22 protein-coding genes and 1 pseudogene are annotated in these 24,166 nt (G+C 37.7%); 4 read left to right on the top strand and 19 right to left on the bottom strand.

All coding sequences use genetic code 11. The features are described from left to right. Window positions 1-56: 56 nt before the first annotated feature. The 3 genes from KO511_RS09455 (at window position 57) to metF (ending at window position 4,761) form a co-directional block, all read left to right on the top strand. Window positions 57-1,226, top strand: coding sequence for an O-succinylhomoserine (thiol)-lyase (locus KO511_RS09455; RefSeq protein WP_215987193.1), 1,170 nt, complete (start codon window positions 57-59; stop codon window positions 1,224-1,226). Next, window positions 1,223-3,634 carry a bifunctional aspartate kinase/homoserine dehydrogenase II gene (locus KO511_RS09450; protein ID WP_215987192.1) on the top strand — a complete coding sequence of 804 codons (2,412 nt, stop codon included), beginning with the start codon at window positions 1,223-1,225 and terminating at the stop codon, window positions 3,632-3,634. Before KO511_RS09455 ends, KO511_RS09450 begins: the two co-directional genes overlap by 4 nt. A gap of 236 nt (window positions 3,635-3,870) precedes the next feature. After that, window positions 3,871-4,761 carry a methylenetetrahydrofolate reductase gene (metF, locus tag KO511_RS09445; RefSeq protein WP_215987191.1) on the top strand — a complete coding sequence of 297 codons (891 nt, stop codon included), beginning with the start codon at window positions 3,871-3,873 and terminating at the stop codon, window positions 4,759-4,761. Window positions 4,762-4,855: 94 nt separating this feature from the next. Here the strand turns inward: metF and zapB are convergent, their stop codons facing one another. Then, on the bottom strand, window positions 4,856-5,098 hold the full coding sequence (zapB, locus tag KO511_RS09440; RefSeq protein ID WP_215987190.1) for a cell division protein ZapB: 243 nt from the start codon (window positions 5,096-5,098) through the stop codon (window positions 4,856-4,858). Window positions 5,099-5,448: 350 nt separating this feature from the next. After that, the gene (locus KO511_RS09435; protein WP_215987189.1) at window positions 5,449-5,859 is read right to left on the bottom strand and encodes a hypothetical protein; all 411 of its coding nucleotides are present in this window, start codon (window positions 5,857-5,859) and stop codon (window positions 5,449-5,451) included. Between the two features lie 229 nt (window positions 5,860-6,088). On the opposite strand from KO511_RS09435, the gene glpX reads away from it, so the two are divergent. Beyond that, entirely contained in the window at window positions 6,089-7,096 is a 1,008-nt protein-coding gene (gene glpX, locus KO511_RS09430) for a class II fructose-bisphosphatase (RefSeq protein WP_215987188.1), read from the top strand. A 129-nt stretch (window positions 7,097-7,225) separates the two neighbouring features. Here the strand turns inward: glpX and groL are convergent, their stop codons facing one another. The 17 genes and pseudogenes from groL to KO511_RS22530 all read right to left on the bottom strand — a co-directional run bounded on the left by groL (window position 7,226) and on the right by KO511_RS22530 (window position 23,717). Beyond that, complete coding sequence (groL, locus tag KO511_RS09425) at window positions 7,226-8,872, bottom strand: chaperonin GroEL (RefSeq protein WP_215987187.1); 1,647 nt, start codon at window positions 8,870-8,872, stop codon at window positions 7,226-7,228. A gap of 81 nt (window positions 8,873-8,953) precedes the next feature. After that, window positions 8,954-9,247 (bottom strand): co-chaperone GroES, encoded by a 294-nt coding sequence (locus KO511_RS09420; RefSeq protein ID WP_125319272.1) that lies wholly within the window; start codon window positions 9,245-9,247, stop codon window positions 8,954-8,956. Window positions 9,248-9,447: 200 nt separating this feature from the next. After that, window positions 9,448-9,783 (bottom strand): DUF3135 domain-containing protein, encoded by a 336-nt coding sequence (locus tag KO511_RS09415; protein ID WP_215987186.1) that lies wholly within the window; start codon window positions 9,781-9,783, stop codon window positions 9,448-9,450. Between the two features lie 270 nt (window positions 9,784-10,053). Further along, window positions 10,054-11,112, bottom strand: a complete 1,059-nt coding sequence (gene wecA, locus KO511_RS09410) for a UDP-N-acetylglucosamine--undecaprenyl-phosphate N-acetylglucosaminephosphotransferase (protein ID WP_215987185.1) — start codon at window positions 11,110-11,112, stop codon at window positions 10,054-10,056. A 437-nt stretch (window positions 11,113-11,549) separates the two neighbouring features. Further along, window positions 11,550-11,822: pseudogene (locus KO511_RS09405) on the bottom strand (UDP binding domain-containing protein); the annotation flags it as partial. 99 nt (window positions 11,823-11,921) lie between these two features. Further along, entirely contained in the window at window positions 11,922-12,932 is a 1,011-nt protein-coding gene (locus KO511_RS09400; protein ID WP_215987184.1) for an NAD-dependent epimerase, read from the bottom strand. An 11-nt stretch (window positions 12,933-12,943) separates the two neighbouring features. Beyond that, window positions 12,944-14,110: a nucleotide sugar dehydrogenase gene (locus KO511_RS09395; RefSeq protein ID WP_215987183.1), complete on the bottom strand. Its 1,167-nt coding sequence runs from the start codon at window positions 14,108-14,110 to the stop codon at window positions 12,944-12,946. Between the two features lie 61 nt (window positions 14,111-14,171). Then, entirely contained in the window at window positions 14,172-15,287 is a 1,116-nt protein-coding gene (locus KO511_RS09390) for a glycosyltransferase family 4 protein (protein ID WP_215987182.1), read from the bottom strand. A 71-nt stretch (window positions 15,288-15,358) separates the two neighbouring features. Then, window positions 15,359-16,336 (bottom strand): glycosyltransferase, encoded by a 978-nt coding sequence (locus KO511_RS09385; protein WP_215987181.1) that lies wholly within the window; start codon window positions 16,334-16,336, stop codon window positions 15,359-15,361. A gap of 140 nt (window positions 16,337-16,476) precedes the next feature. Further along, the gene (locus KO511_RS09380) at window positions 16,477-17,043 is read right to left on the bottom strand and encodes an acyltransferase (RefSeq protein WP_215987180.1); all 567 of its coding nucleotides are present in this window, start codon (window positions 17,041-17,043) and stop codon (window positions 16,477-16,479) included. Then, window positions 17,033-18,286: a hypothetical protein gene (locus KO511_RS09375; RefSeq protein ID WP_215987179.1), complete on the bottom strand. Its 1,254-nt coding sequence runs from the start codon at window positions 18,284-18,286 to the stop codon at window positions 17,033-17,035. Before KO511_RS09375 ends, KO511_RS09380 begins: the two co-directional genes overlap by 11 nt. A gap of 5 nt (window positions 18,287-18,291) precedes the next feature. After that, entirely contained in the window at window positions 18,292-19,131 is an 840-nt protein-coding gene (locus tag KO511_RS09370) for a glycosyltransferase (protein WP_215987178.1), read from the bottom strand. Beyond that, on the bottom strand, window positions 19,128-20,369 hold the full coding sequence (locus tag KO511_RS09365) for a hypothetical protein (RefSeq protein WP_215987177.1): 1,242 nt from the start codon (window positions 20,367-20,369) through the stop codon (window positions 19,128-19,130). Before KO511_RS09365 ends, KO511_RS09370 begins: the two co-directional genes overlap by 4 nt. Before the next feature lie 9 nt (window positions 20,370-20,378). Beyond that, the gene (locus tag KO511_RS09360; RefSeq protein ID WP_215987176.1) at window positions 20,379-21,383 is read right to left on the bottom strand and encodes a hypothetical protein; all 1,005 of its coding nucleotides are present in this window, start codon (window positions 21,381-21,383) and stop codon (window positions 20,379-20,381) included. Window positions 21,384-21,385: 2 nt separating this feature from the next. Further along, the gene (locus KO511_RS09355) at window positions 21,386-22,786 is read right to left on the bottom strand and encodes a hypothetical protein (RefSeq protein ID WP_215987175.1); all 1,401 of its coding nucleotides are present in this window, start codon (window positions 22,784-22,786) and stop codon (window positions 21,386-21,388) included. Between the two features lie 576 nt (window positions 22,787-23,362). Further along, window positions 23,363-23,596, bottom strand: a complete 234-nt coding sequence (locus KO511_RS09350; protein ID WP_215987174.1) for a hypothetical protein — start codon at window positions 23,594-23,596, stop codon at window positions 23,363-23,365. Next, window positions 23,568-23,717, bottom strand: a complete 150-nt coding sequence (locus KO511_RS22530; protein ID WP_354668157.1) for a hypothetical protein — start codon at window positions 23,715-23,717, stop codon at window positions 23,568-23,570. Before KO511_RS22530 ends, KO511_RS09350 begins: the two co-directional genes overlap by 29 nt. Window positions 23,718-24,166 lie beyond the last annotated feature (449 nt).

Below are 24,166 nucleotides of genomic sequence, written 5' to 3'. Positions count from 1 at the left end.
TGAAAAGGTATAGTGTTATTTCCAAATAGGTTACTAATGTTCGAAAGGAAACACTTATGAGCCCCCGAAAAGCAGCCACAATAGCAGTTCGTACTGGTATCGAATCGGACACCCAATATCATGCTGTTGTGCCACCAATATACCTCTCAACAAATTTTGGCTTTCCAGCCTTTGGTGAAGTACCGAAATACGATTATACCCGTTCAGGGAATCCAAATCGTGGATTGTTAGAACAAGCTCTTTCTGAGTTGGAGTCGGGTGAAGGGGCTGTGGTAACCAATTGTGGCACATCAGCACTTAACTTATGGATCTCAGCTTTTCTTGGGCCAGATGACATAATTATTGCTCCACATGACTGCTATGGCGGAACCTATCGATTATTTAACACACGTGCTCAAAAAGGTGATTTTAATGTTCTTTTTGTTGACCAGTCGGATGAACAAGCTCTTGATGCCGCCCTTGAGCAAAAGCCGAAACTTATCTTGCTAGAAACCCCTTCAAACCCACTGGTTCGCGTAGTTGATATCGCCAATGTGTGTGATAAAGCCCATAAGGTTGGAGCTAAAGTTGGCGTTGACAACACCTTTTTAACACCTGTATTTCAAAAACCATTAGAGCTAGGGGCTGACTTTGTTATTCACTCTACCACCAAATACATTAATGGGCATTCTGACGTCATTGGCGGGGTAATCATTGCCAAAAACAAACAGCACTGTGACGATTTAGCATGGTGGGGAAACTGTATAGGGGCAACCGGTACCCCTTTCGATAGCTATATGACATTGCGCGGCATTCGTACTCTTAGCGCAAGAATGAAAGTACACGAAGAAAGTGCGAATCAAATTTTAGACTATCTCAAATCACAATCTTTCGTCGGGCAAATTTATCACCCTAGTCTCCCTGATCACCCTGGGCATAGCATTGCCAAGAAACAACAATCAGGATTTGGTTCCATGCTGAGTTTCGAGTTTTCGGGCAACTTTGAGCAACTAAAATTCTTCGTAGGTGAGCTGACGCTATTTTCGCTCGCAGAATCACTTGGAGGCGTTGAAAGCCTGATTTGCCATCCAGCTTCCATGACGCATAGAGCCATGGGAGAAACTGCTCTTGAAAAGGCGGGAGTCTCTCAACAGCTTTTACGTTTATCTGTCGGCCTGGAAGACGCTGAAGATCTGATTAACGATTTAGAACAAGCATTTAGTAAAACCAAGGAGTCGCTCCTATGAGCCAACAGCGGCAGTTACATAAATTTGGTGGAAGTAGTCTGGCAAACCCAGATTGTTATCGCCGAGTAGCCAATATAATCAAAGAGTATTCTAATCCTGATGATCTGATAGTGGTCTCAGCCGCAGGAAAAACAACTAACCACTTAATAGAGTTTCTGGATGCCTTAAATAAAGATGGTCGTCTCGCTCACGACGTTCTTCAATCCCTGCGCCAATTCCAAATACAACTAGTTAACGAACTCTTTCAAGATGGGGCACAAACCAATCTTATTGCTACTCTCGACGATGAGTTTAGTACTTTAGGTGAGCTCACCGCCCCATTAAATACCGCTCAAAAAGCCTCGGTACTTGGCCATGGTGAAATATGGTCGGCACGCCTACTCGCCAATTTACTCAATCAAAATGGTTTACAGGCCATTGCCCAAGACTCACGTGCTTTTCTCCGTGCAGAAGCATCAACGCAACCAGAAGTCAACCGAGGTACTTCCTACCCTTTAATCAAAGAAGTTCTGGCTCAGCACGCTAATCATCGTATCGTCATTACTGGATTTATGGCTCAGGATGAACAAGGTCATACTATCTTACTTGGACGTAATGGATCGGATTATTCAGCAACCGTTATCGGCGGTCTGGCAGAAGTTTCAAGAGTCACAATTTGGAGTGATGTCGCCGGTGTATACAGCGCAGACCCTCGTCTTGTTTCCGATGCTTGCCTATTACCCTTGCTACGCTTAGATGAAGCCAATGAACTCGCCCGTTTAGCAGCCCCTGTTCTACATAGCCGCACTCTACAACCCGTCGCACAAAGTTCTATGGATCTCCACTTACGCTGCAGTTATGACCCAGAGGCAGGTTCGACACGCATTGAACGAGTACTTGCCTCAGGGCGAGGCGCAAAAATCATCTCCTCATTAAATGAAGTTCTATTAATTCAGCTTCACTTTTCTTCTGGGCATGATTTTGAACGGCTAAAACAGGAAACACTGACAAGCCTTAAGCGAGCTCAACTCGACCCTCTTACTTTTGAGGCCCAAGATGATCAGCAAACACTTCGCCTCGCCTATACCTCAGAAATTGCTGGTGGCGCTTTAGAGTACCTACAAGATGCCGCTATCGAAGCTGAAATAAAGCTCAAAGAGGGTTTCTCTTTAGTTGCGACAGTTGGCGCGGGCGTGACAAAGAATGCTAACCATTGCTATGGCTTCTACCAAAAACTCAAATCCGCACCTGTCGAATTTATCGCTGAGTCCCAGTCTGGGCTGAGTCTTGTGGCTATATTGCGTAGCACCAACACATCAAACCTAGTCAAAGCCATTCATGGCCAACTCTTTCAAGCATATAAGCGAGTAGGTATAGCTCTGTGTGGCAAAGGAAATATTGGCTCAAGTTGGCTTGATCTATTTGCGAAACAAAAACATAAATTAGAAAAACGCCATGGCATTAGCTTTGAGCTGATTGCCATAGTAGATAGTCAAAATTACTGGCTCAACCCAGAAGGCATTGATCCAACGAATATTACTCATCATTATGAAGAGGAAGCGATTGGATACAATGAAGATGAGTGGATTAAAAAACTCGGTGCTATTCAAGGTTATGATGATGTCGTTGTACTAGATGTTACCGCTAGCCATCAACTTGCACAGCGCTATACGGATATTGCCGAACAAGGTATGCACCTAATATCTGCTAATAAAGTCGCCGGTTCTGCTTCAAGTCAATACTACCACCAAGTTCAAAGTGCATTTGCCAAGATTAATCGCCACTGGTTCTACAACGCAACCGTGGGGGCTGGTTTACCAATTAATCACACCGTCAGAGATCTTCGTGAAAGTGGTGACGATATTCATGCATTGTCAGGTATTTTTTCCGGCACGTTATCCTGGTTGTTCCAGCAATATGATGGCAGTGTTCCTTTTGCAGAACTCGTTGAACTTGCTTGGCAGCAAGGCTTAACAGAGCCGGATCCTCGCCATGACCTCGATGGTTCAGATGTAATGCGAAAGCTTGTTATTCTGGCTCGCGAAGCAGGGCTAGATCTTGAACCTGAGGCAGTAAAAGTCGAGAGTCTAGTTCCAAAAGAGCTAGCAAGGTTAACACTTGATGACTTTCTCGATAAAGGCCAGATATTAAGTGAAATCGTGGCTGAACGGCTAGCAGAAGCCCAAAACGAAGATAAAGTACTTCGCTATGTGGCCCGACTGGAGAAAAATGGCTTAGCGACTGTAGGTGTTGAAGCGTTGAATAAAAACCATGCGCTGGCCAATTTATTACCATGCGACAATATCTTTGCTATAGAAAGTAAATGGTATAAAGACAACCCTTTGGTCATTCGAGGGCCAGGGGCAGGTAGAGAAGTGACAGCTGGAGCAATACAATCCGATCTCAACTTACTCGCAAGTTTACTTTAATCTTTTAGCGCAGCCATTGGCTGCGCTTTTATTATTCCATTTAGGGGGTTTTGCCCATTTAGATAAAAGCCAGCGGCCTATAATTGAAAAAGACTAATATTTGACTTGAAGAAAATTCATGATCTCATGGTTGACTTTACATCGTATTCATTACATTCTTTAGACATATAGACGTCTAAACGTCAATTTGAAATTTAGCATTTTGTGGTCATGCTAAACCACACGGAGAAAGTAAGATGGGATACACACACGCTGGCCATATCGATGCCTTAAACCAGAACGTCGCGGAGCTTTCTGACAATATCAATGTGTCATTTGAGTTTTTTCCGCCTAGTAGCAAAAAGATGGAAGAAACATTATGGAACTCAGTTCATAGATTAAAGACGCTACAGCCAAAGTTTGTCTCAGTAACATACGGAGCCAACTCAGGAGAGCGTGACCGTACTCACTCCATAATTAAAGAAATTAAAACTCAAACAGGCCTTATTGCGGCACCTCACCTAACATGTATTGATGCTTCCAGAGAAGAGTTAATCCACATTGCAGAAGATTACTGGAGCAATGGCATTCAAAGTATCGTCGCACTGCGAGGTGATATACCACCAGGCGGTGGAAAACCTGAGATGTATGCTTGCGACCTCGTCACTCTACTTAAAGAGCGCCACGACTTTGATATTTCTGTCGCAGCCTTTCCAGAAGTCCACCCTGAAGCAAAAAGTGCTCAAGCTGATCTTCTCAATCTAAAACGTAAAGTAGAGGCAGGCGCGAATCGTGCGATTACTCAGTTTTTCTTTGATGTCGAAAGCTATTTAAGATTTCGTGATCGGTGTGTCGCAGCAGGAATTGATGTAGAAATCGTGCCCGGAATCCTGCCAGTCTCTAACTTTAAGCAAGCCTCTCGCTTTGCTGCGCAAAACAACGTAAAAGTACCAAGCTGGATGGCTAAACAGTTTGAAGGCTTAGATGATGACCCAACCACCAGGCAGTTAGTCGGCGCAAGCCAAGCAATAGATATGATTCGGATTTTAAGCCGTGAAGGCGTCAAAGATTTTCACTTTTACACACTCAACCGCGCCGAGATGACTTATGCACTTTGTCATACACTAGGTGTAAGGCCTAAGGTATAAGAGAATCAATAGCAATACACAATATTAAGTCATCAATAACGTACATAATAAAAAGGGTTGACCATGGTCAACCCTTTTTATTGCACAGTCGTCATTATTCGACTTCGTCCATTTTACCTAACAGGTTACGAATACGGTCCTGCCAAGCAGATTGTTCTTGTTGCATTTGTTCCGCCTTCTGCTCCATCTCTTCGCGACTCGAACGTAACTCATCAGCCTCTACGGCAAGCTTCTGTTTTTCTTCTTTGAGCTCTTCGACTTCCATCTGCAGAAGTGCAATTGTATCAACTGCAGTTTGTATTTTTGTTTCTAGTTTTTCTAGTACTTCAAAAGACATCTTGGCCTACCTTGTATTATCCGATTATCGTGAAGCGCTGTACTCCACCTTATGCTCTCATTCTACTCAGGCAGAGAGTGAGAAACACGCTCTATATTGTATTTTTTACACCATTCGATTAAAAAAACAGCATACCTTGACAATACACTGACGGAGAAGGACTCACCGCACATTTTTTATGTGTTTTCATCATACTTTTATGAAGTTAGATCTAGCTAACTTACCAATAATACAACTATATGGGTGAATAACAAAAGTGGTAAAACCAGCCTCATCGAAATATAGGCAGTTAAAGCTTCCTTTACACCATAAGGCTCTTAGTGCCTGCCAGTTTATTATTCTAGTTCCGACTATTTTTGCAAAGGTTTACATAAACCGTGGAAAAGCACATTGGCCGCTAGACTACCAGTAAATATATTAACTAACACTAACAATACTTGTGTCAGACTGTGCAGAATCTCTCTGGAAAAGTGATGATTAGACCACCTCATGAACATTTCTATCGCTTCATTACTAGCAAGTAAAATATCTACAGAAGCAAATGTACCAAGAAAAATTAACCCTAACGCAGTGGCAATACACTCACTTCTTTTTTTAGCGAGAGTTAAAGCCCACAGTAATCCACCAATTAAGCTACTGTAAGCAAACAAAGCAAAAAAAGGAAAGAACAAATAGACATCAAACAAGTAAGCAGAGCAGAACAACACCACAAAAAGCAAAACTGTGAAGATGAAAACTTGGCAAAATTGAAATCTTTCCATCACAAAACCTATCTCGATAAATAGTACATTCTAAGACTAATTTAAATATCAGTCATTTGCACAGCACAACAAACAGGCAAGGGTTAGCCATAGAGTTAGTCTAACATGTCTAGTTTGTAGAGTAATTTCAACTCTTACCTGACATTTTTAGCGCTTTTTTTACCAGATCCAACTATGCTAAAATTCGCTCAGATTACCCTTTTCTGCCCTACTTTTATTTGGAGCAAATATGAAACGTGATTTAGCGATGGCTTTTTCTCGCGTAACAGAAGGCGCAGCCTTAGCTGGTTACAAATGGTTGGGACGCGGTGATAAAAATGCTGCCGATGGTGCAGCCGTTGAAGCCATGCGCATTTTGTTAAACCAAACTGAAATAAATGGTCAGATAGTGATCGGAGAAGGGGAAATCGATGATGCACCCATGCTGTACATCGGCGAAACAGTGGGGCTAGGTGGCGAAGAGATTGATATTGCTGTCGATCCAATTGAAGGCACCCGAATGACAGCAATGGGGCAATCGAATGCATTAGCTGTGTTGGCCGCAGGAGAAAAAGGAAGCTTTCTCAAGGCACCTGATATGTACATGGAAAAACTGGTTGTTGGCCCCGGGGCTAAAGGCTGTATAGACCTCAATAAACCCCTTATAGAAAATCTGGAAAACATAGCCAAAGCACTGAATAAAACGCTCGATACATTAGTCGTTATTACCCTTGCGAAACCGCGCCATGATGAAGTGATAGCACAGATGCAAGCAATGGGTGTGCGAGTTTTTGCTATACCCGACGGTGATGTGGCAGCGTCAATTTTAACCTGTATGCCAGAGAGTGAAGTCGATGTCATGTATGGCATTGGCGGCGCTCCTGAAGGCGTCATTTCTGCTGCTGTGATTCGCTCTCTCGATGGAGATATGCATGGACGATTGCTACCCCGCCATCATGTGAAAGGTGATAGCGAAGAAAACCGCATTTACGGCGCCGATGAGCTTAACCGCTGCAAAGAAATGGGCGTTGAGGCTAACCTAGTCCTGGCTATGGAGGACATGGCTAAAAGTGATAATGTTATTTTTTCCGCCACAGGTATTACTAAGGGAGATCTACTGGAAGGGATCACTCGACAGGGTAATATAGCGACTACAGAAACACTGCTCATAAGAGGAAGATGCCGTACAATCAGGCGCATCAAATCGACCCACTATCTTGAACGTAAAGACCCACAATTAAGAGAAATTGTTTTATAAACACAAAGATTTCATCTTAGGGTAATGGCTATATTTATAGATTTAATATGTTTAAAGATTTACCATACTTAAAGATATAAAAAACGGAGACACTGGTCTCCGTTTTTCATTCAGCTAAGTGATGAGGGCTTACATCATGCCGCCCATACCACCCATTCCGCCCATGCCGCCCATATCAGGCATCGCTGGTGCATCTTTTTGTGGCTTATCAGTCACCATAGCTTCTGTGGTGATCATAAGACCCGCGATAGATGCTGCGAATTGAAGCGCAGAGCGAGTCACTTTAGTTGGGTCTAGGATACCCATCTCTAGCATGTCGCCATATTCACCTGTTGCAGCATTATAACCGTAGCTACCCTCACCGCCTTTGACGTTATTCGCAACGACAGACTCTTCATCACCTGCATTTTGCGTGATTTGGCGAATTGGAGATTCCATTGCACGCAATGCAACACGAATTCCGACATTTTGCTCTTCATTGTCACCTTCAAGGTCAACAATTTTAGAAGCAGCGCGGATAAGTGCTACACCACCACCAGCAACAACACCTTCTTCAACAGCTGCGCGAGTCGCATGCAATGCATCCTCAACGCGGTCTTTCTTCTCTTTCATTTCAACTTCAGTCGCAGCGCCTACTTTGATCACAGCAACACCACCGGCAAGCTTAGCAACACGCTCTTGCAGCTTCTCTTTGTCGTAGTCAGAAGTTGCTTCTTCAACCTGCTGGCGAATTTGAGCAACACGGCCTTCAATCATAGACTGTTCGCCTAGACCATCGATGATAGTGGTGTTTTCTTTAGTAATCGCAACACGCTTCGCTTGACCAAGATCTTCTAATACCACTTTCTCTAACTCAAGACCTACTTCTTCAGAGATAACCGTACCGCCAGTTAGGGTAGCGATATCTTGTAGCATAGCTTTACGACGATCACCAAAACCAGGCGCTTTAACTGCAGCAACTTTAACAATACCACGCATGTTGTTGACAACGAGTGTTGCTAACGCTTCACCTTCTACATCTTCCGCAATAATCAGAAGAGGGCGAGAGGCTTTCGCGACTGCTTCAAGAGTAGGAAGCAACTCACGGATGTTTGATATTTTCTTATCAATCAGCAAGATAAATGGATTTTCCAGCTCAACAGAACCAGATTCTTGATTGTTGATGAAGTACGGAGATAGATAACCACGATCGAACTGCATGCCTTCTACTACATCGAGTTCATCTTGAAGAGCTTGGCCTTCTTCAACAGTTATCACGCCATCTAGGCCAACTCGTTCCATTGCTTCAGCAATAATTTTACCTACGCTAGTATCTGAGTTTGCAGAAATAGTACCTACCTGCTCGATTTCTTTGCTGCCTTTACAGTCAACAGAAAGCTCACCAAGCGCTTTCACTGCTGCAATAACAGCTTTATCAATACCACGCTTAAGATCCATTGGGTTCATGCCGGCTGCAACCGCTTTCAAGCCTTCGTTAACAATGGATTGGGCAAGAACCGTCGCAGTAGTAGTACCGTCGCCAGCAGCATCATTTGCTTGAGAAGCGACTTCTTTAACCATTTGTGCACCCATGTTTTGGAACTTATCTTCAAGTTCAATTTCACGAGCTACCGATACACCATCTTTAGTAATAGTTGGTGCACCAAAAGATTTGTCTAGAACAACGTTACGGCCTTTAGGGCCTAGAGTTACTTTTACTGCGTCAGCTAGGACATTGACGCCCTCTAGCATTTTAATACGCGCATCATTACCAAATTTAACGTCTTTAGCAGCCATCTTTAGTTTCCTTTTCTAAAATTCTTTAGTTTTATTCGATTAACAGTTGAATCTGAGTAAAATTACTCAATGATTGCTAGCTTATTGCTCAACGATAGCCATGATGTCACTTTCAGACATAACTAGGACTTCTTTACCGTCGATTTTTTCAGTTTTCGTACCGTAACCCTCAGCGAAAATCACTGTGTCACCTACGTTAACATCGAGAGGCATAACTGTGCCATTCTCTAGAATGCGGCCTTTACCAATAGCCAAAATCACACCGCGAGTTGATTTCTCTGCAGCAGAACCAGTCAAAACAATACCACCTGCTGATTTTGACTCAACTTCTTGGCGTTCTACGATAACTCGGTCATGTAATGGACGAATGTTCATCGGTCGTCTCTCCTGAGATTTTTATGTTGTTGGATAAATACCTAGTGCGATAACACAAGGCGTCAAAGTCTTGTGTTATCTATATGTGGGATGTCTTAAAGAAATCCAAGGGGTAGGAGAGATATTTTTGTGATCGAGCTCAGAGAAGTGCATAGGAATACGTTCCGATGAACTTTGGCTACTTCTTATGTTTCTTTAGTTCATCGCCAGTCTGCAAGGGGAATGATCTGAGCAGTAATGTTATTTTCAGTTTCAACAGTATCACCTTCCAATACATCCTGAAACTTAACCATCTGAGAAACCAATTCTCGCATCAACACAACATTGGCATGATTCGGATTTTTACAATTATCAACTACTCGATCAATATGACTTTGCTGAGCCCAAAGCCTATCTTGCATTTCTTCAGAGGCCGACATAATCATCTCTTTGCACATTTCATGCTTGAATTGAGCAAAGCCCTCAGGGTTGGTCTCTGCAAGATCGATGAGCTCATCGAACGAAGGAAGAGTTTGATTGATTAATGGTAAGTTCATACTATCCCCAAACAAAGTAATAATTCTATCAATTAAAATATAGACGGTTTGCTGGGGTTGTGCGAATTCGTACTAGAGCAAATGAAAGGAGACTTTTAGAGAACGGATACTGGTAGCACTCTAACCAGAATACTAGTTTAAAAAAAAAGGGGAGTATGCAAACCGATGGAGGAATGAGCTATATGTTTCCACGGTAGCTAGACAGACTTGTGAAACCAGAGATATCTAGTCTGTCATTAAGAAAGAACCTACTGCTTATGCAAAACAACTCTATTGCATATCCAGTTGATGTGAATACGTGGCCTCTGTACTCGCTTTGGATATGTAATCAGTTAGTGCCTTGTATACTGCAAAACAAACTAAGAATGCGGCAAACATGGCTGGCTCTGAGATATCTGTCAACTCACCAAACACACCAAAACCGACAAAAGATGTTGCAAGCAAAGAAATTACCAAAAGTGCCTGACGAGAGCTTAGACCAAGACGCTGCAATATGTGGTGTAAGTGTTCTCTATCTGGTTTAAATGGAGAATCACCACGAAGTATGCGTTTACACATCACGGTTACCATATCCATCAAAGGCAATGCAACCAACCAAAGTGCGGTGATTGGACGCATAGAATGTTCAGCTGTTACTTGGCTCGTTTCGAGCAGAAGCCAAATGACGGTGAAACCTATCATCATACTGCCAGCATCACCCATAAAGACTTTCCGTTTTATTCCAAATACGCCAAGATTCATTAATATATAAGGGAGCAAAGCAGCAATAAAAGCAACACTTAAGTAAGCTAAACCCGCCGTATTATTTTGCATGGCCAATAAACCTACTCCAGATAATGTAATAATAGCCTGGCTTCCTAACAGACCATCAATGCCATCCATCATATTAAAAGCATTAATTGCGCCAATTACAGCTAATACGGTAACAATAGGGCTGAATACCCCAAGATAAATATCACCAAAGCCAAAAATATCTCCAATGCTACCAAGCTTAATACCTGATGCATAAATCATAGCTATAGACAATATCGCTTGGACCAAGAGCCTAACCTTAAAGCTAATATCGTATTTGTCATCCAAAACGCCAAGTATAATAAGTGTAGAAATACACATAGAAAATAACGAACTATGGGATATGACATTCGGGTTTGATAACAAAAACTGGATAACAGCCATACAAATAGATATTCCACCAACGAGTGGTATAGATCCTGAATGTAATTTCCTCACATTCGGCTTGTCTACCAAGTTTATAGCAATTGCAATTTTTCTCATCAAAAAAAGATAGATTAGCGAACAGGAGCTAACCAGTGAAAATTCTAGTAACATAAATGCAATATATTTGTTAGTTGAATATCCATTCTACTCAAATAATAATATTGTGTATATGGTAATAACTTAGTTATTGATAAAAAATTAAAGATAATATCAACATTATCAAAAGTGAGAACATCATTACAAACTAGTAACAATATTTAAAAAACAAAACAGTCAATAACATGCATAAATGCCTAGCTTAATTTCACGTTTTATTATTTTAGATAATTTAGTAATTGATATTAAGTATTTAAGATAATACTTAATATTATAGCAATGATAAAAAATGGAGAAATATCATGCTATTAAATATCATAAAGATGTGGGAGGGTTAATGCTGAGATTAGATAAAAACGTGGTCCTGACTATACTACGTAGATTTGTAGAAAATCAGAACCTTTTTATAGATGAGTAAGTTCAGATGTTAAAAATAAATTGCGTTATGCGAATTAGTCTGAGCCGAATAAATCACGCGTATAGACTTTATCTGCGACATCTTGAATTTCTTCAACCATGCGGTTAGACACAATAACATCACACGCGGATTTAAACTGCTCAAGATCAGTTAGCACGAGAGAATGGAAGAACTCTTTTTCCTTTAAAGCGGGTTCATAAACAACCACCTCTATACCTTTAGCTTTAATCCGCTTCATTACTCCCTGTATTGAAGATGCTCTAAAGTTATCGGATCCCGACTTCATAACCAAGCGATAAATACCTACCTCTGGTAATTTTAATAGCGATAACAACATAGCGTTAGACAGGCTGACAGAACCTGTTCCGATAACCGCTATTTTCATTAAATCCAACCAATAAATAATTTAGTTTGATTTGTTATAATATTCTTTGTACCAATCAATAAACTTTTTAACGCCTTCTTTTACGCCAACCATAGGCTTATAACCCGTAGCAGAAAATAAATCCTCGGTATCTGCATAAGTTTGATAAACATCACCGGGTTGCATATCTCTAAAATTCTTCGATGCCTCTATTCCGAGCTCATCTTCTATAGCTTTAATAAAATCCATAAGATTGATCGGACTACCATGACCAATATTGTATACCGCATACGGAGCAGAGCTACTTGCAGGAGTCCCCTCTTCGACAGTCCAGCCTTTATTGGGCTGTGGAATAACATCGGAAATTCGAACTACACCCTCTACGATATCATCGATGTAAGTAAAATCACGCCACATGTCACCATTGTTATTGATATCAATCGTGTCGTTATCCAGAATCTTCTTAGTGAAGATAAACGGCGCCATATCTGGGCGACCCCATGGACCATAAACCGTAAAGAAACGCAAGCCTGTCGTCGGAATGTCATACAGATGAGAATAGCTATGGGCCATCAGCTCATTCGACTTCTTGGTCGCTGCGTACAATGAAACGGGATGATCAACCGAATCGGACGTTGCAAACGGCGTTTTCGCATTTAAGCCGTACACCGAGCTTGAAGAGGCATAAACCAAATGCTGTACTTTATTGTGACGACACCCTTCTAGAATGTTTAAGTGACCCACTAGATTTGAATCGGCATACGCATGTGGATTTTCAATTGAATAACGCACTCCTGCTTGTGCAGCTAAATGGATCACTTGATCAAAATGTTCCGCTTTAAACAAGTTAGCCACTTCATCGCGATCGGCAATGTCTAACTGCACCAGTTTGAAATTGGCATGCTGAATACGCGCTAGGCGAGCTTCTTTCAAAGCCACATCGTAGTAATCGTTAAGGTTATCGACACCAATAACTTGATGACCTTTCGTCGTGAGCTGCTCTACTACCGCACTGCCGATAAAACCCGCTGCGCCTGTTACCAAATATTTCATTGTTTTAATCCTTAATCTGAGCCAAATAGATCGCGTGTATACACTTTGTCTTGTACATCCGCCAGCTCTTGAGCCATCCGGTTAGATACAATCACATCACAGCTTGATTTGAACTGTTCGAAATCTGTTAGCACCAATGAGCGGAAAAACTCTTTTTCTTTTAGCTCTGGCTCAAACACCACAACTTCAATACCTTTGGCTTTGAGGCGCTTCATGATGCCTTGAATACTAGAAGCACGGAAATTGTCAGAGCCCGATTTCATCACTAGGCGGTAAATACCCACGCGTATAGGATTACGTTTAATGATTGAATCGGCGATAAAATCTTTACGAGTGGTGTTTGAATCAACAATTGCACCAATAATGTTGTTAGGCACGTCTGAATAATTCGCGCGCAGTTGTTTGGTATCTTTTGGTAAACAGTAGCCACCGTAACCAAACGAAGGATTGTTATAGTGCGAGCCAATACGTGGATCTAAACATACACCATCAATAATTTGACGCGTGTCTAAGCCGTGAGATTCAGCGTAAGTGTCGAGCTCGTTAAAATAAGCGACGCGCAGTGCCAAATAGGTGTTTGAGAACAGTTTTACCGCTTCCGCTTCCGTCGAGTCTGTAAACAGGATTTCAACGTCTTTCTTCACCGCCCCTTCTAACAGAAGGTTCGCGAATACTGTCGCGCGTTCAGAACGTTCGCCCACCACAATACGAGATGGATGCAGGTTATCGTATAGCGCTTTACCTTCACGCAAAAACTCTGGAGAAAATATCAGGTTTTCACATTCTAACTCTTGTTTAATACGCTCGGTATAGCCTACAGGAATGGTAGATTTTATCACCATCACCGCATTTGGGTTAATCGCCATCACATCTTGGATAACGGCTTCAACTGAAGAGGTATTGAAGTAGTTGGTTTCTACATCATAGTCTGTCGGTGTAGCAATGACTATATAGTCTGCATTGGAATATGCCAATTCTTTATCCAGTGTCGCAGTAAAATTAAGCGATTCATTTGTGAAAAAATCGGTAATTTCCGTATCAACAATCGGAGATTGCTTGTTATTAAGCATCTCTACTTTTTTCGCCATGATATCAACAGCTACAACTTCATGGTGTTGAGCTAATAACATCGCGTTAGACAGGCCAACATAACCTGTACCAGCAATAGCAATTTTCATTTTAACCAACTTATTATTTTAATACCGGAGGTTAAACCCTCGGAATATAATCATTAAAAAATTAACTCAGTGCAGATTTCACGGCTTGTATATATTTGTTGATGACAATCTTTTCATCGAATTCATTCTCGGCCTTAAAGCGACTGTGCAAGCCCATCTCCAAACGCTGCTCATGTGAATGGGTAAGCATTAACTCAAGCTTATCTACAAGACTTGGTGTACTGCGAGGCTTACACAAATAACCATTAATACCGTCATCGACCACCTCCCTGCAACCAACATTATCCGTCGTCACAATAGGCTTACCCACCGCACAGGCCTCAAGTAACGATTTAGGCACCCCTTCGCGATAAAATGAAGGCAGCACCATACAATCAACTTGCGAGATTTCTTTCTCAACCGAATCAGACGTTCCCAAATAGTTGACAATCCCTTCGTCGACCCAAGATTGCATATCTTGCTTGGATACCGCAGAAGGATTATTCACATCAAGGAAGCCTAAGAGGCGAAACTCAACACTATCTCCATACTGAGCTTTTAGCTCACGCGCCGCTTCTACATAATGGCCGATACCCTTGTCATAGAGCATTCGTGCTATCAATAGAAAACGCACGGTGCCATCATCTTGGCTAGGTGATACTACAAAACGAGATAGATCAGCACCAGATCCTGGTACACGATCGGTAATCTCTAAAGGAGCAAGGTTATGCTTCGCAAACAATGCTTTATCATCTTCGTTTTGGAAAAAAATAGTGTGCGCTTTAGGTTGGCTAATTTTATAAAGAAAACGAGCTAACTTTGCCGTTAGGTTTTCATTAATAAACACCATCCCTAGACCAGCTATATTATTGATAGACTTAGCACCAAATAAAGTTGCAGCTAGCGTGCTATAAATATTGTTCTTTGGTGTAAAGTTCAACACAACTGCTGGGCGAATTTTTCGGTACAAATTAACGAACCCAATAAACGTTAAGATGTCTCTTATAGGGTTAGTTCCACCTTGATCAATATCGATATGGTGGTGCTGAGCGCCAAGTTCTTTAAGTTTCGTTGAATAAACGTCGGTTGGTGCAACTGTTGTTACAGCATACCCTGCTTTCAGTAAAGATTTTATTGTGTTTTTACGAAAGTTATATAGATACCAACTGGTATTAGCTGTAATAATAATACAATTCATTACACACCTTTTAATTATTTATTTGAAATATTTAATACGCGCGAGTCTATTGATGTATACTTCCCACTCATCTATAAAGAACTTATAAAAAGATTGAAAAAGTCATCTCTCGTTTTGCTAACCGTAGTAAATTTTTGGGCTTGACTCCATGAGTAAAAATTCAAATTATTATAGGTATCAAAGTCACTAATTATTTCATTTACCATTTTTGCAAGAGCCATAGAATTACCAGGTTCAAATAACATACTTGGGTGAGCGAGCTCTGGGATTCCACCGACATTAGAGCCTAAAATAGGTATAGAAAATGACATTGCTTCAATTATTGATCTGGGAAGACCCTCAGTGAAACTAGGTTGTATATATATATCTATTTCTGTAAACCACTTGTAAATCTGTTCTCTTTCAGCAATAACTCCTATCTGTTTTATACGATAATCAGAAGCCATTCTTAATTCAAAAAAGGAATCCACTGAACCACCAACAATCTGGAGTTCAATACTATAATCTATAAAATCTAAAGCTTTCACTAAGCTGGCGATACCTTTAAGTTTTAATGCAGGATTTGCAATAACACCCAATACAATTTTCTTTTTATGACTGATACTTTTTTTTATGAATTCTTGCGATTCTATTTCGACATCAGAGCAACCCACGGTTAGGCCCGTTGTTGGGTATCTTGATTGTAAGTAATCTAAGGTAACATAAAGTACGTGACTAGCTTTTCTTATAACTCTTTTGGTTCTCCATTCTAGAATTGGTGCATAAATCTTAGCCAAAATATCACCACGGTGCCAAAGGCAATCTAGTGCTGAGGCTACAACTTCTGTAATATATGGCTTATTTAATTTTCTAGCGATATCTGAAGAAATAATTCCTAACTCACTAGGGAGCCTAGCGATCAAAAAATCTTTATCTTCTATTTCACTAGTGATCACATCTAAAATAGAAGTTCTATCTAAAATTCCTTCACGCGATAAAGGTGCCGGTAAGCCAATAATTTTAACGGAGGGCCCACAAGAAATATACTTTTCGTCAGGGGGGCCATCCACGAGTTTAAACCTAGAGACAACCGTGATGCTATCACAATAATCTAAGTATTTGGATAATGTTGTGTAAGTTAGCTTCCCTTTCGAATAATAATTATTATTATATTTAAGGAATACATGATCATGAACAAATAAACAATCCATTATAATGACTTTACTTTTTTTACTGGTGAACCTACATATAATGAGTTGGAATTCAACTCACCTTTTACAACTGAATTTGCAGCGATAGCAACCCTTTGCCCAATCCTAGCACCACTTAAAATACGCACACCACAACCTATCCAAACATCGCGCTCTACAATTATACTATTGAGTTTTAGATCATTATATTTAATTGATGTGGACTTTTCATTCCAAGTATGTTCAAAACTTATGAGCGAAGCGGCATGAGCTATTGACACATCATCGCCAATACAAATACCGCCTATTGAGTCAATGTAACAATTATCGTGAATACTGACATTGTTGCCTATCGATAAAGTATCTGTATTTTTAAAAACAACCCATCGTCCTATATAAACATTACTTCCTATAGATTGGACCACCGAGCTCAAAAATAAGTATCTTACGAATAGTCCAATTTTTCCTGGAAGGAAAGAGAATAAGTCAAGCACAAACAAGTTTAATTTTTTAGGAAACATCTTGAGTAAAAAAACAAATAGCTTTATGACAAAACTTAATTTTTTAAATATAAGTCTACCTTTCATTATAAAAACCAAATCTAATTGAATACATACCATAGAAAACAACAACAAACAGCAGTGACTGTGTAGTTATTAAATGACTTATAACCTCACCTTTAACATGAAGTAATAAAAAACAGCCAACAAAAAAGTACAAAAATTTTTTGTCGATATTATCTCTATAAAACTTTAAAAAGATATTGACATTAAAGAAGAAAAATAAAAATATTGGCATAGAGAAAAACAAACCATATAGGTACATATTACGCATATAGCCAGGATCTGAGTGCATGAATGGAGCACCATCAGCTCCTATATATCTACCAAGCCCTAAAAGAATAACATCTAATGAAAGACCATGGTACATACTAAACAAAACATTAGATGACGAAGTAGAAAGACCGTCCCCTTCTAAATAATTAACTAAAAATTCAAATGCAAAAGGTATAAAGACATCTATAACAAAATCATACTTACCCAACACTTTAAGCAAAGGCACAATCAGCAATGCAGAAAGCATTGAAACGACAAACAACTTTGTAAATATTACTTTAGAATTATGGTTTCTCCAACTAAGTAGCCAATAGGAAATAGCAATCACTCCCCCTAAAGCCGATGTACGCCCAGCAGTTAAGCCGCAAAAGAAAACTATTATAAAAAGAATAATATCAAAGTAACTAACTTTACTTTTATTTAAAAGATAGTATGCAATAAACAATTGCCCAAGAACAAAAACGGCTGAAAGGGAAAAGAACTGACCGCCAGCTAAAGATAATCCCCGGACTCCTTGGTACTTTTCATAAATATCAGCTTGATCACTAGCTTGAAAAATTTTTATGATACTCCAAAAATCGTAGCTAAGTAGAGAAAGGATCACTATAAAAGATTGAAGATAAAAACTGATTGAAATTATTTTTGATATATATAAAAGCTTATTTTTTTTATTTTTAGATGTTCTAGCAATAGCATAAGCAGGAGGCAAACAAGCAAAAATAACAACAAACTGAGAGGCTAAGGCATTAAGCTTGTCAAAATCATATGTAGAATGCAATATAACCACAAGCAAGGTTGTTAATACTATTAAAAAGAAAAGTAATAATAAAACTAATAAATCACTCTTCAGTGTCTGAGTGTAGAAGTCACTCCTTAATACACAAAATGGTATTGATATAATAAAAGCTAGTATAGCAGAATTATAGAAAAAAGGTATACGAAAAGAAAATATAAGAAAAAAGACTAAAAAAACATGAAATATGGTCTTATGCATATAAATCACCTTTTCTTCATAACGAGCAGCACATATTTAAAATATTGAATAATGTCTAAATTATAAATATTACGTAAGAAGAATCTAAACATAACATATAACGTTGGTATCTGTTTAGATATTTTCTCAAGATCGTCACCAAAATTAAAAATATCGTTATTAAAATATTTTTCTCTAATCAAACATGAATTTAAATATTGCTCAGTTTTTTTAGATTGAGAGATACTTTCTTCATGAACCCTGTAACTCAATAATGTTTCATCCAGATTAGCTATGTTATAACCTTTATTTAAACGAAGCCATGCAGCATAGTCTTCCACATACAAGTCATTAAAATTATAGAAACCAGCTTTCAATACTGAAGATCTAATCATTACGCCAGGATGAATAACTGGTGAGTTAATTAAAGAAAATGTGTTGATGGCTTTACTTCCAGTAGGTCTTTTCAATCGCCCGATCTCAATACCATCTTTATCTATTTTTATAGCTTGTAAACCTAATAGATCAACTTCTACGTTTCCATCCATAAAATTGACTTGTTTAGTGATTCTATCCAAATGTGCTATATCATCAGAGTCCATACGAGCGATCAAGATTCCTTTTGCGACCGAAATAGCTTCATTAAGGGAAAATATTAGCCCTTTATTTTCCCTCGATATAACTACTACTCTTGAATCTATTTGTTGATAATGCAGCATTATATCTAACGAGCAATCAGTAGAGCCGTCATCTATAATAATTACCTCAATATTTCTATAAGTCTGGTTTAATATTGATTCAATACAATCTTTTAAATATAGCCCTCCATTATATACGGGAATAATAACACTAACTAATGAATTCATTTTACCCTCTTATATAAATTGTAAATTATATAAAATAAGCCTATTTTTTTAAAAAAATCACGAGATTTCCATTTTAAAACAGCTTTATTTTTCAATAAAATGTTGGCTAGTTTTTCTTTACTAGTAGCTTTATCGAGATTTTTTAAACCTAACCCCGCCCTATTCAAAACCTCACTCGAGAGGAAAGGGTAATTATGAAAGTACCTAAGATCAGAGATATTATATTTTATTTTTAGTAGTTCATCATATTTAACACCAAATAGAACACAAGTATTACTATATATACCTTTGTCTTCAATCGCTTCTAGGTTTGAAATTTCAATCCAGTTACTGTTTTTATTCATCATTTCCAAGCCATCTTTTGAAAGAATTGTTCTGGCTAACAATTTGCTTTCAGAGGCATTATCAGTTATGTGTAAGGCATGCTTACCTTTTTTAACAACTGCTCTAATTGCCTCTTTTATCTTCAATATACTATTAAGCGATTCTCCTTTAATAAAGTAAAAAACTACCGAACTTTTATTTTCAAAACAAGGAAATATTTTATTGTATAAACCTTTATATCCATCTTCAACAGAACCAATCCAATTCTCTTTAGGATATAAGTGTAACATTAGATTTTTCTTACCGATATCAGTAAATTTCAGTTCTTTCCTATATATTATTTTATCGTCTAAGATACTTTCGATAGCAGATACTTTATTTATAGAACTTGGCCATACACAAGCAATATATATATTATTAAAAGTTTCTACAAGGTTAAACGCAGCAAGATCTAATTGCTTTTGATTCATACCCATTTCACTCAAATGACTAAAACTATAATCTAAACTCTCATGCTCAATTACTCTGACAGGAATATTAGCTCCTAGATAGCTTAATATTGTAGCACGATGTGCTCCATTTATAAGTGAGTTGCTTTGATTAATAGGCACCAAGCCTTTATTCTTGTCAAAACAATTCTCATTTATAGAATTGTATAAGCTTTCAAAACTATTACAGTAAGATTCAACCCCGCTTTTATTTGACCCCAACTCTTCAAACTCACCAGAGGTCAAAATCCTAATGTGCTCAATATATTGCTCCTTCGCGTTGGATGGTTCCACAATACCATTAGTAAAATCTCTTAAATACGCTAATTTAAAACCTATATCAAACCTACTACATGATAAAATCTCATTGAATGGGATATCATTTATCTTACCAGTGCTTCTATTTATTAAATGTTGTTCTGACATAATATTCTCTTAATACTTCAATATTAAAATTCGTAAATAGCGTTTTATCATCTTAAATAAAGATGGATTTATATTATGCTTTTTTTTATTCTTCATTTTCAATTTTCTATAATTCAAATTTACTGGTAGGCTTAAATCATGAGGTAGATAGAATTCATAATCATTTTCATTCATGTAGTTATTTAATAAATATAGAAGCTGTCTCTCATTACAGTTTTTAATAAATCCATCACCTTTTTTTAATATTGAGGATAACCTTTCAATACTAGTCTTTGTGAAATTTTTTTTCTGTAATAATAGATGATAAAGTAAAGAAAAAAAATGATTTTCATCATTAGGAATAGGAACTATATCATTAGAAAAAACTCTAGTTCTTAGCATTCTTTTTTGCCAATTTAAATCGTAATATTGATCTCCTAAAAATCTAATGTCGAGATCAATAAATTTGCCCTCAATCTTGACCTCGTATCCACTGATTCCACTTGATCTCTTTCTAGCATTTGCAACGTTTACAAATAATTCACGATCACTACATAATAAATCTATATCGTGATCATTACCGAAAAAGTTATATGGTAAAAATTGATAATTTCTTAATACTAACCACTCTAAATTTCTATTTAAATGGAAGAAAAATTCTTCCATACTATTCCAACCATCAAAACCAGGTATGTCTGTTTTTAATTTATATTGAAACTGCCCTTCTAATTCATCTTTAAATAAAAACATACTAGTTAATAGTTTATAATCAAAATCATTATCACTATAAAATACACCTTTAGAACAAGAATACCCATCTTTTGATAATTCAGTAGATTTAAACTCTCGCTGGCTTGGTGAAGTTATGTAAAGATAGAATGAAGAACTGTTAATTTTATATTTAAAGTTCAAGGACTTAAATTTTTCATTTATAAAATTTAACTTATTATCTGTAACTTCAACTTCGAAAGTTTTATTAATGGTGCATTCTAATCTATCAGAAATATTATCTTCTGATATTATTAAGTCAAACATATTTAAAACCTGATTATTTTATATCGATAAACTGATAAGAAAAAAATTAACAAATAAAAAAATGAACTTATAATTATTTTTGTAATAATATCTGTAAATAAAACACCAATAACTGATGATACAGACAATAAAGATACTAATATCACTAAGTTTGGTATTATTTTCAATTTTATTTCAAATTTTTTACCAATACTTTTAAATATATAAAAAATGCTTATTAATAAGAAAAGCAGAATGTAGATAGGTATCTGGTACATACCCTCACTATCAACAAAAAACGTAATGGGGATTAATGAAAGTGCCGGGATTATATTAGGCATGATCAATGACTTAGTGTTATAGGTTGCATGACCAATTAATCCAATATGGTTTTTAAACACCTTAAAGAACTCAATAAACACTCCCAACACTATGTATAGTCCAACAGAACTATAATCACTTCCTAAAAGAAAATAAGGAAAAAGTTCATAGTTACTTATGATGAAAACGCCTAAAAATATATATATTGGCATGATGTTGTTTAACATTATATTCCATTGCTTTACTCTATTTTCAGGTGATTCATCTAAAGATATCTTCTTAATAAAGTTTGGTTTAAAAACTTGCGTCAATACAGATTCGAAAGCAGAAAAGATACTAGATGATATAGATAAACCTAGTGCTATGTAGGCAAGGTTTTCCACTCCAAATTTATCTTCAACTATGTACCTATACCCCGTAGTCTGTAACCAAATAACTAAGGAGACAAATGCCAGAGGAGTGATAAATTTTATTATTTTTAAATAATCTATTTTTAGTAGGTATTTTTCAAATTTATTTATCGGTTGTTCAACCAGAAGGAAGATCACTATGGGGATAGACAATACCTGAGAGATATAAAGGCCTAAAAGCCAGTAATATGCCTTAAAATCATTTACGTATATAGAAAGAACAGAGGCTATAAGTCCAAAAACAACAATTGATGAGAGAGTTATTGTAAACTTTACGTTTTTGGCAAGTGTATTTAGGCTATTTGTCAATGTAATATAATTCGAACCTATTAAAGCAATGGTAACTAATATTAAAAAATCTTTAATTTCTATATATTTTTTAAAATCTAGAAGAATATAAATTGTCCAAGAAATAGCGACAGCAATCAGGATTAACAAGAAACGAATTAAAAGCAGAAAGGCCACTCCATTTGCCATATTTTCTTTAATCTTGAAAATATTCCGATTAAAGTAAGTTCCAATAGGTGTAATAAAAAGCCCTATGAGTAACGTTACTACTCCCGTGTAAAAGTAGTATATACCAACTTCTTCTTTAGTTAAAAACTTTGTCACTAACTTTAACGTGGCTACGAGTACTAATATTTGAATTAATCTTCCTATTATAATTATTGAAATATTTTTAAATTTTAACAACCTCACCACCTTTATTGACGTTTTTATTAATTATATAAATTAGTAAGATATAAATAGTCTAAATATTATAATTTATTGGGAAAATTACTTAATTAAATAATAGAAGCATAGTCATCTACACAAATTGAGAAAAAAACGAAGTATCCAATTCTTTCATCCTGTTGATTTCCTCTGTCGTGTAAGAGCTGAATACTTCGAGCAAATGTAGTATCTAACCGTGAATTCTGACTCCTTCACGACCTCTTCCTTTTGTCGTAAAGAAACAACGATACCCATTGTTTTTAGCGCTGGCCATTCAAGTCCAACATCACCTAAAACACTCAAAGCACTATTCGTTCAGGCCAGTCTATTTTCCAAACGACCATGAGACTTACCTTAGATGCCATACGAATCACCATCGTGATTTTGTTGCAGCATACTCATATCGAACTAATCATTAAACGCTAGCTCTAAAAGTCCTAGATTACCTTTAACCGCCAGTAAGTAATCGGCATTCTTATCACGTGTTTTCTGAGGTATTTTCTTTTGACATCCTATTACATCAATAGTGGCTAAACAACCAAATATATCAAACAGTTACACTAACTCTGGAATAGCAATGATCTCCTTGGATTTCCGATAAACTTTATGTTGTCCAAGAATGACACCATTTTCCGTCGCACAAGAGTTCACCATGTGAATAGCACTAAGGCCGCGAGAGTCATCATAAGAGCCCCTAACGGTTTTACCGCCATTGGCAATCACTTCACCCTTAGTAAGCTCAGTATAATCCTTCATCAATTCAATAAAATTTCTGTAGGCGAGTAGCATCAATCATTCCCATAGCTCTTGTTATTGTCGATGTAGAAATTACACTATGACTAAAATCACCAAACTGATTTAAAAAATAGAACCGTACTTGACCGGAAAGTACCGCGCAAATTGTTAACAAAGTGATATCAGTTAACTTGTGTTCGACTTTGCCTTGTTGGCGGCAATCGGGATGACATCAAAATGCATAAACCGGTGTTGGTTACTCACTGTTGGACCTCCAATTTTTCTATAGAGGTATTACACTGAAAATAATCTACAAATTGATTATCAATTACATGATGCTACTAGCTAACCATATTGAAAAATAGAGTGCCTAACAAACCACGAAGCCTTAAAAAATGTGCATATTGATGATTTTTTAGGTCTGGCGCCCAAAGGCAAAAAAACGCACAATGTATCTCATCTTTTTCCCGTTATAAAGCTCTTTAAAGCACTCACATCATTGGTACTGCAAAGTACGTACTTGCGCAATAGCAAGGAGTTCGCTTTTGCGAAAGTCGAGTTTTATTTCTACTCAACTGACTGTATTAGGTAAATACCTGCATTCGCGACCGTAATTTTCACTGA

Origin of the sequence: Vibrio hepatarius, from assembly GCF_018860525.1 — a bacterium.
Classification (GTDB): domain Bacteria; phylum Pseudomonadota; class Gammaproteobacteria; order Enterobacterales; family Vibrionaceae; genus Vibrio; species Vibrio hepatarius_B.
Note: the sequence above shows the minus strand (reverse complement) of the source record. Positions and strands in the feature narration are given on the sequence as shown.

Bases quoted from the DNA above. Each gene is read 5' to 3' on its own strand.
- KO511_RS09455 (WP_215987193.1), top strand. From the start codon at position 57: ATGAGCCCCCGAAAAGCAGCCACAATAGCAGTTCGTACTGGTATCGAA.
- KO511_RS09450 (WP_215987192.1), top strand. From the start codon at position 1,223: ATGAGCCAACAGCGGCAGTTACATAAATTTGGTGGAAGTAGTCTGGCA.
- metF (WP_215987191.1), top strand. From the start codon at position 3,871: ATGGGATACACACACGCTGGCCATATCGATGCCTTAAACCAGAACGTC.
- zapB (WP_215987190.1), bottom strand. From the start codon at position 5,098: ATGTCTTTTGAAGTACTAGAAAAACTAGAAACAAAAATACAAACTGCA.
- KO511_RS09435 (WP_215987189.1), bottom strand. From the start codon at position 5,859: ATGGAAAGATTTCAATTTTGCCAAGTTTTCATCTTCACAGTTTTGCTT.
- glpX (WP_215987188.1), top strand. From the start codon at position 6,089: ATGAAACGTGATTTAGCGATGGCTTTTTCTCGCGTAACAGAAGGCGCA.
- groL (WP_215987187.1), bottom strand. From the start codon at position 8,872: ATGGCTGCTAAAGACGTTAAATTTGGTAATGATGCGCGTATTAAAATG.
- KO511_RS09420 (WP_125319272.1), bottom strand. From the start codon at position 9,247: ATGAACATTCGTCCATTACATGACCGAGTTATCGTAGAACGCCAAGAA.
- KO511_RS09415 (WP_215987186.1), bottom strand. From the start codon at position 9,783: ATGAACTTACCATTAATCAATCAAACTCTTCCTTCGTTCGATGAGCTC.
- wecA (WP_215987185.1), bottom strand. From the start codon at position 11,112: ATGTTACTAGAATTTTCACTGGTTAGCTCCTGTTCGCTAATCTATCTT.
- KO511_RS09400 (WP_215987184.1), bottom strand. From the start codon at position 12,932: ATGAAATATTTGGTAACAGGCGCAGCGGGTTTTATCGGCAGTGCGGTA.
- KO511_RS09395 (WP_215987183.1), bottom strand. From the start codon at position 14,110: ATGAAAATTGCTATTGCTGGTACAGGTTATGTTGGCCTGTCTAACGCG.
- KO511_RS09390 (WP_215987182.1), bottom strand. From the start codon at position 15,287: ATGAATTGTATTATTATTACAGCTAATACCAGTTGGTATCTATATAAC.
- KO511_RS09380 (WP_215987180.1), bottom strand. From the start codon at position 17,043: ATGAAAGGTAGACTTATATTTAAAAAATTAAGTTTTGTCATAAAGCTA.
- KO511_RS09375 (WP_215987179.1), bottom strand. From the start codon at position 18,286: ATGCATAAGACCATATTTCATGTTTTTTTAGTCTTTTTTCTTATATTT.
- KO511_RS09370 (WP_215987178.1), bottom strand. From the start codon at position 19,131: ATGAATTCATTAGTTAGTGTTATTATTCCCGTATATAATGGAGGGCTA.
- KO511_RS09365 (WP_215987177.1), bottom strand. From the start codon at position 20,369: ATGTCAGAACAACATTTAATAAATAGAAGCACTGGTAAGATAAATGAT.
- KO511_RS09360 (WP_215987176.1), bottom strand. From the start codon at position 21,383: ATGTTTGACTTAATAATATCAGAAGATAATATTTCTGATAGATTAGAA.
- KO511_RS09350 (WP_215987174.1), bottom strand. From the start codon at position 23,596: ATGCTACTCGCCTACAGAAATTTTATTGAATTGATGAAGGATTATACT.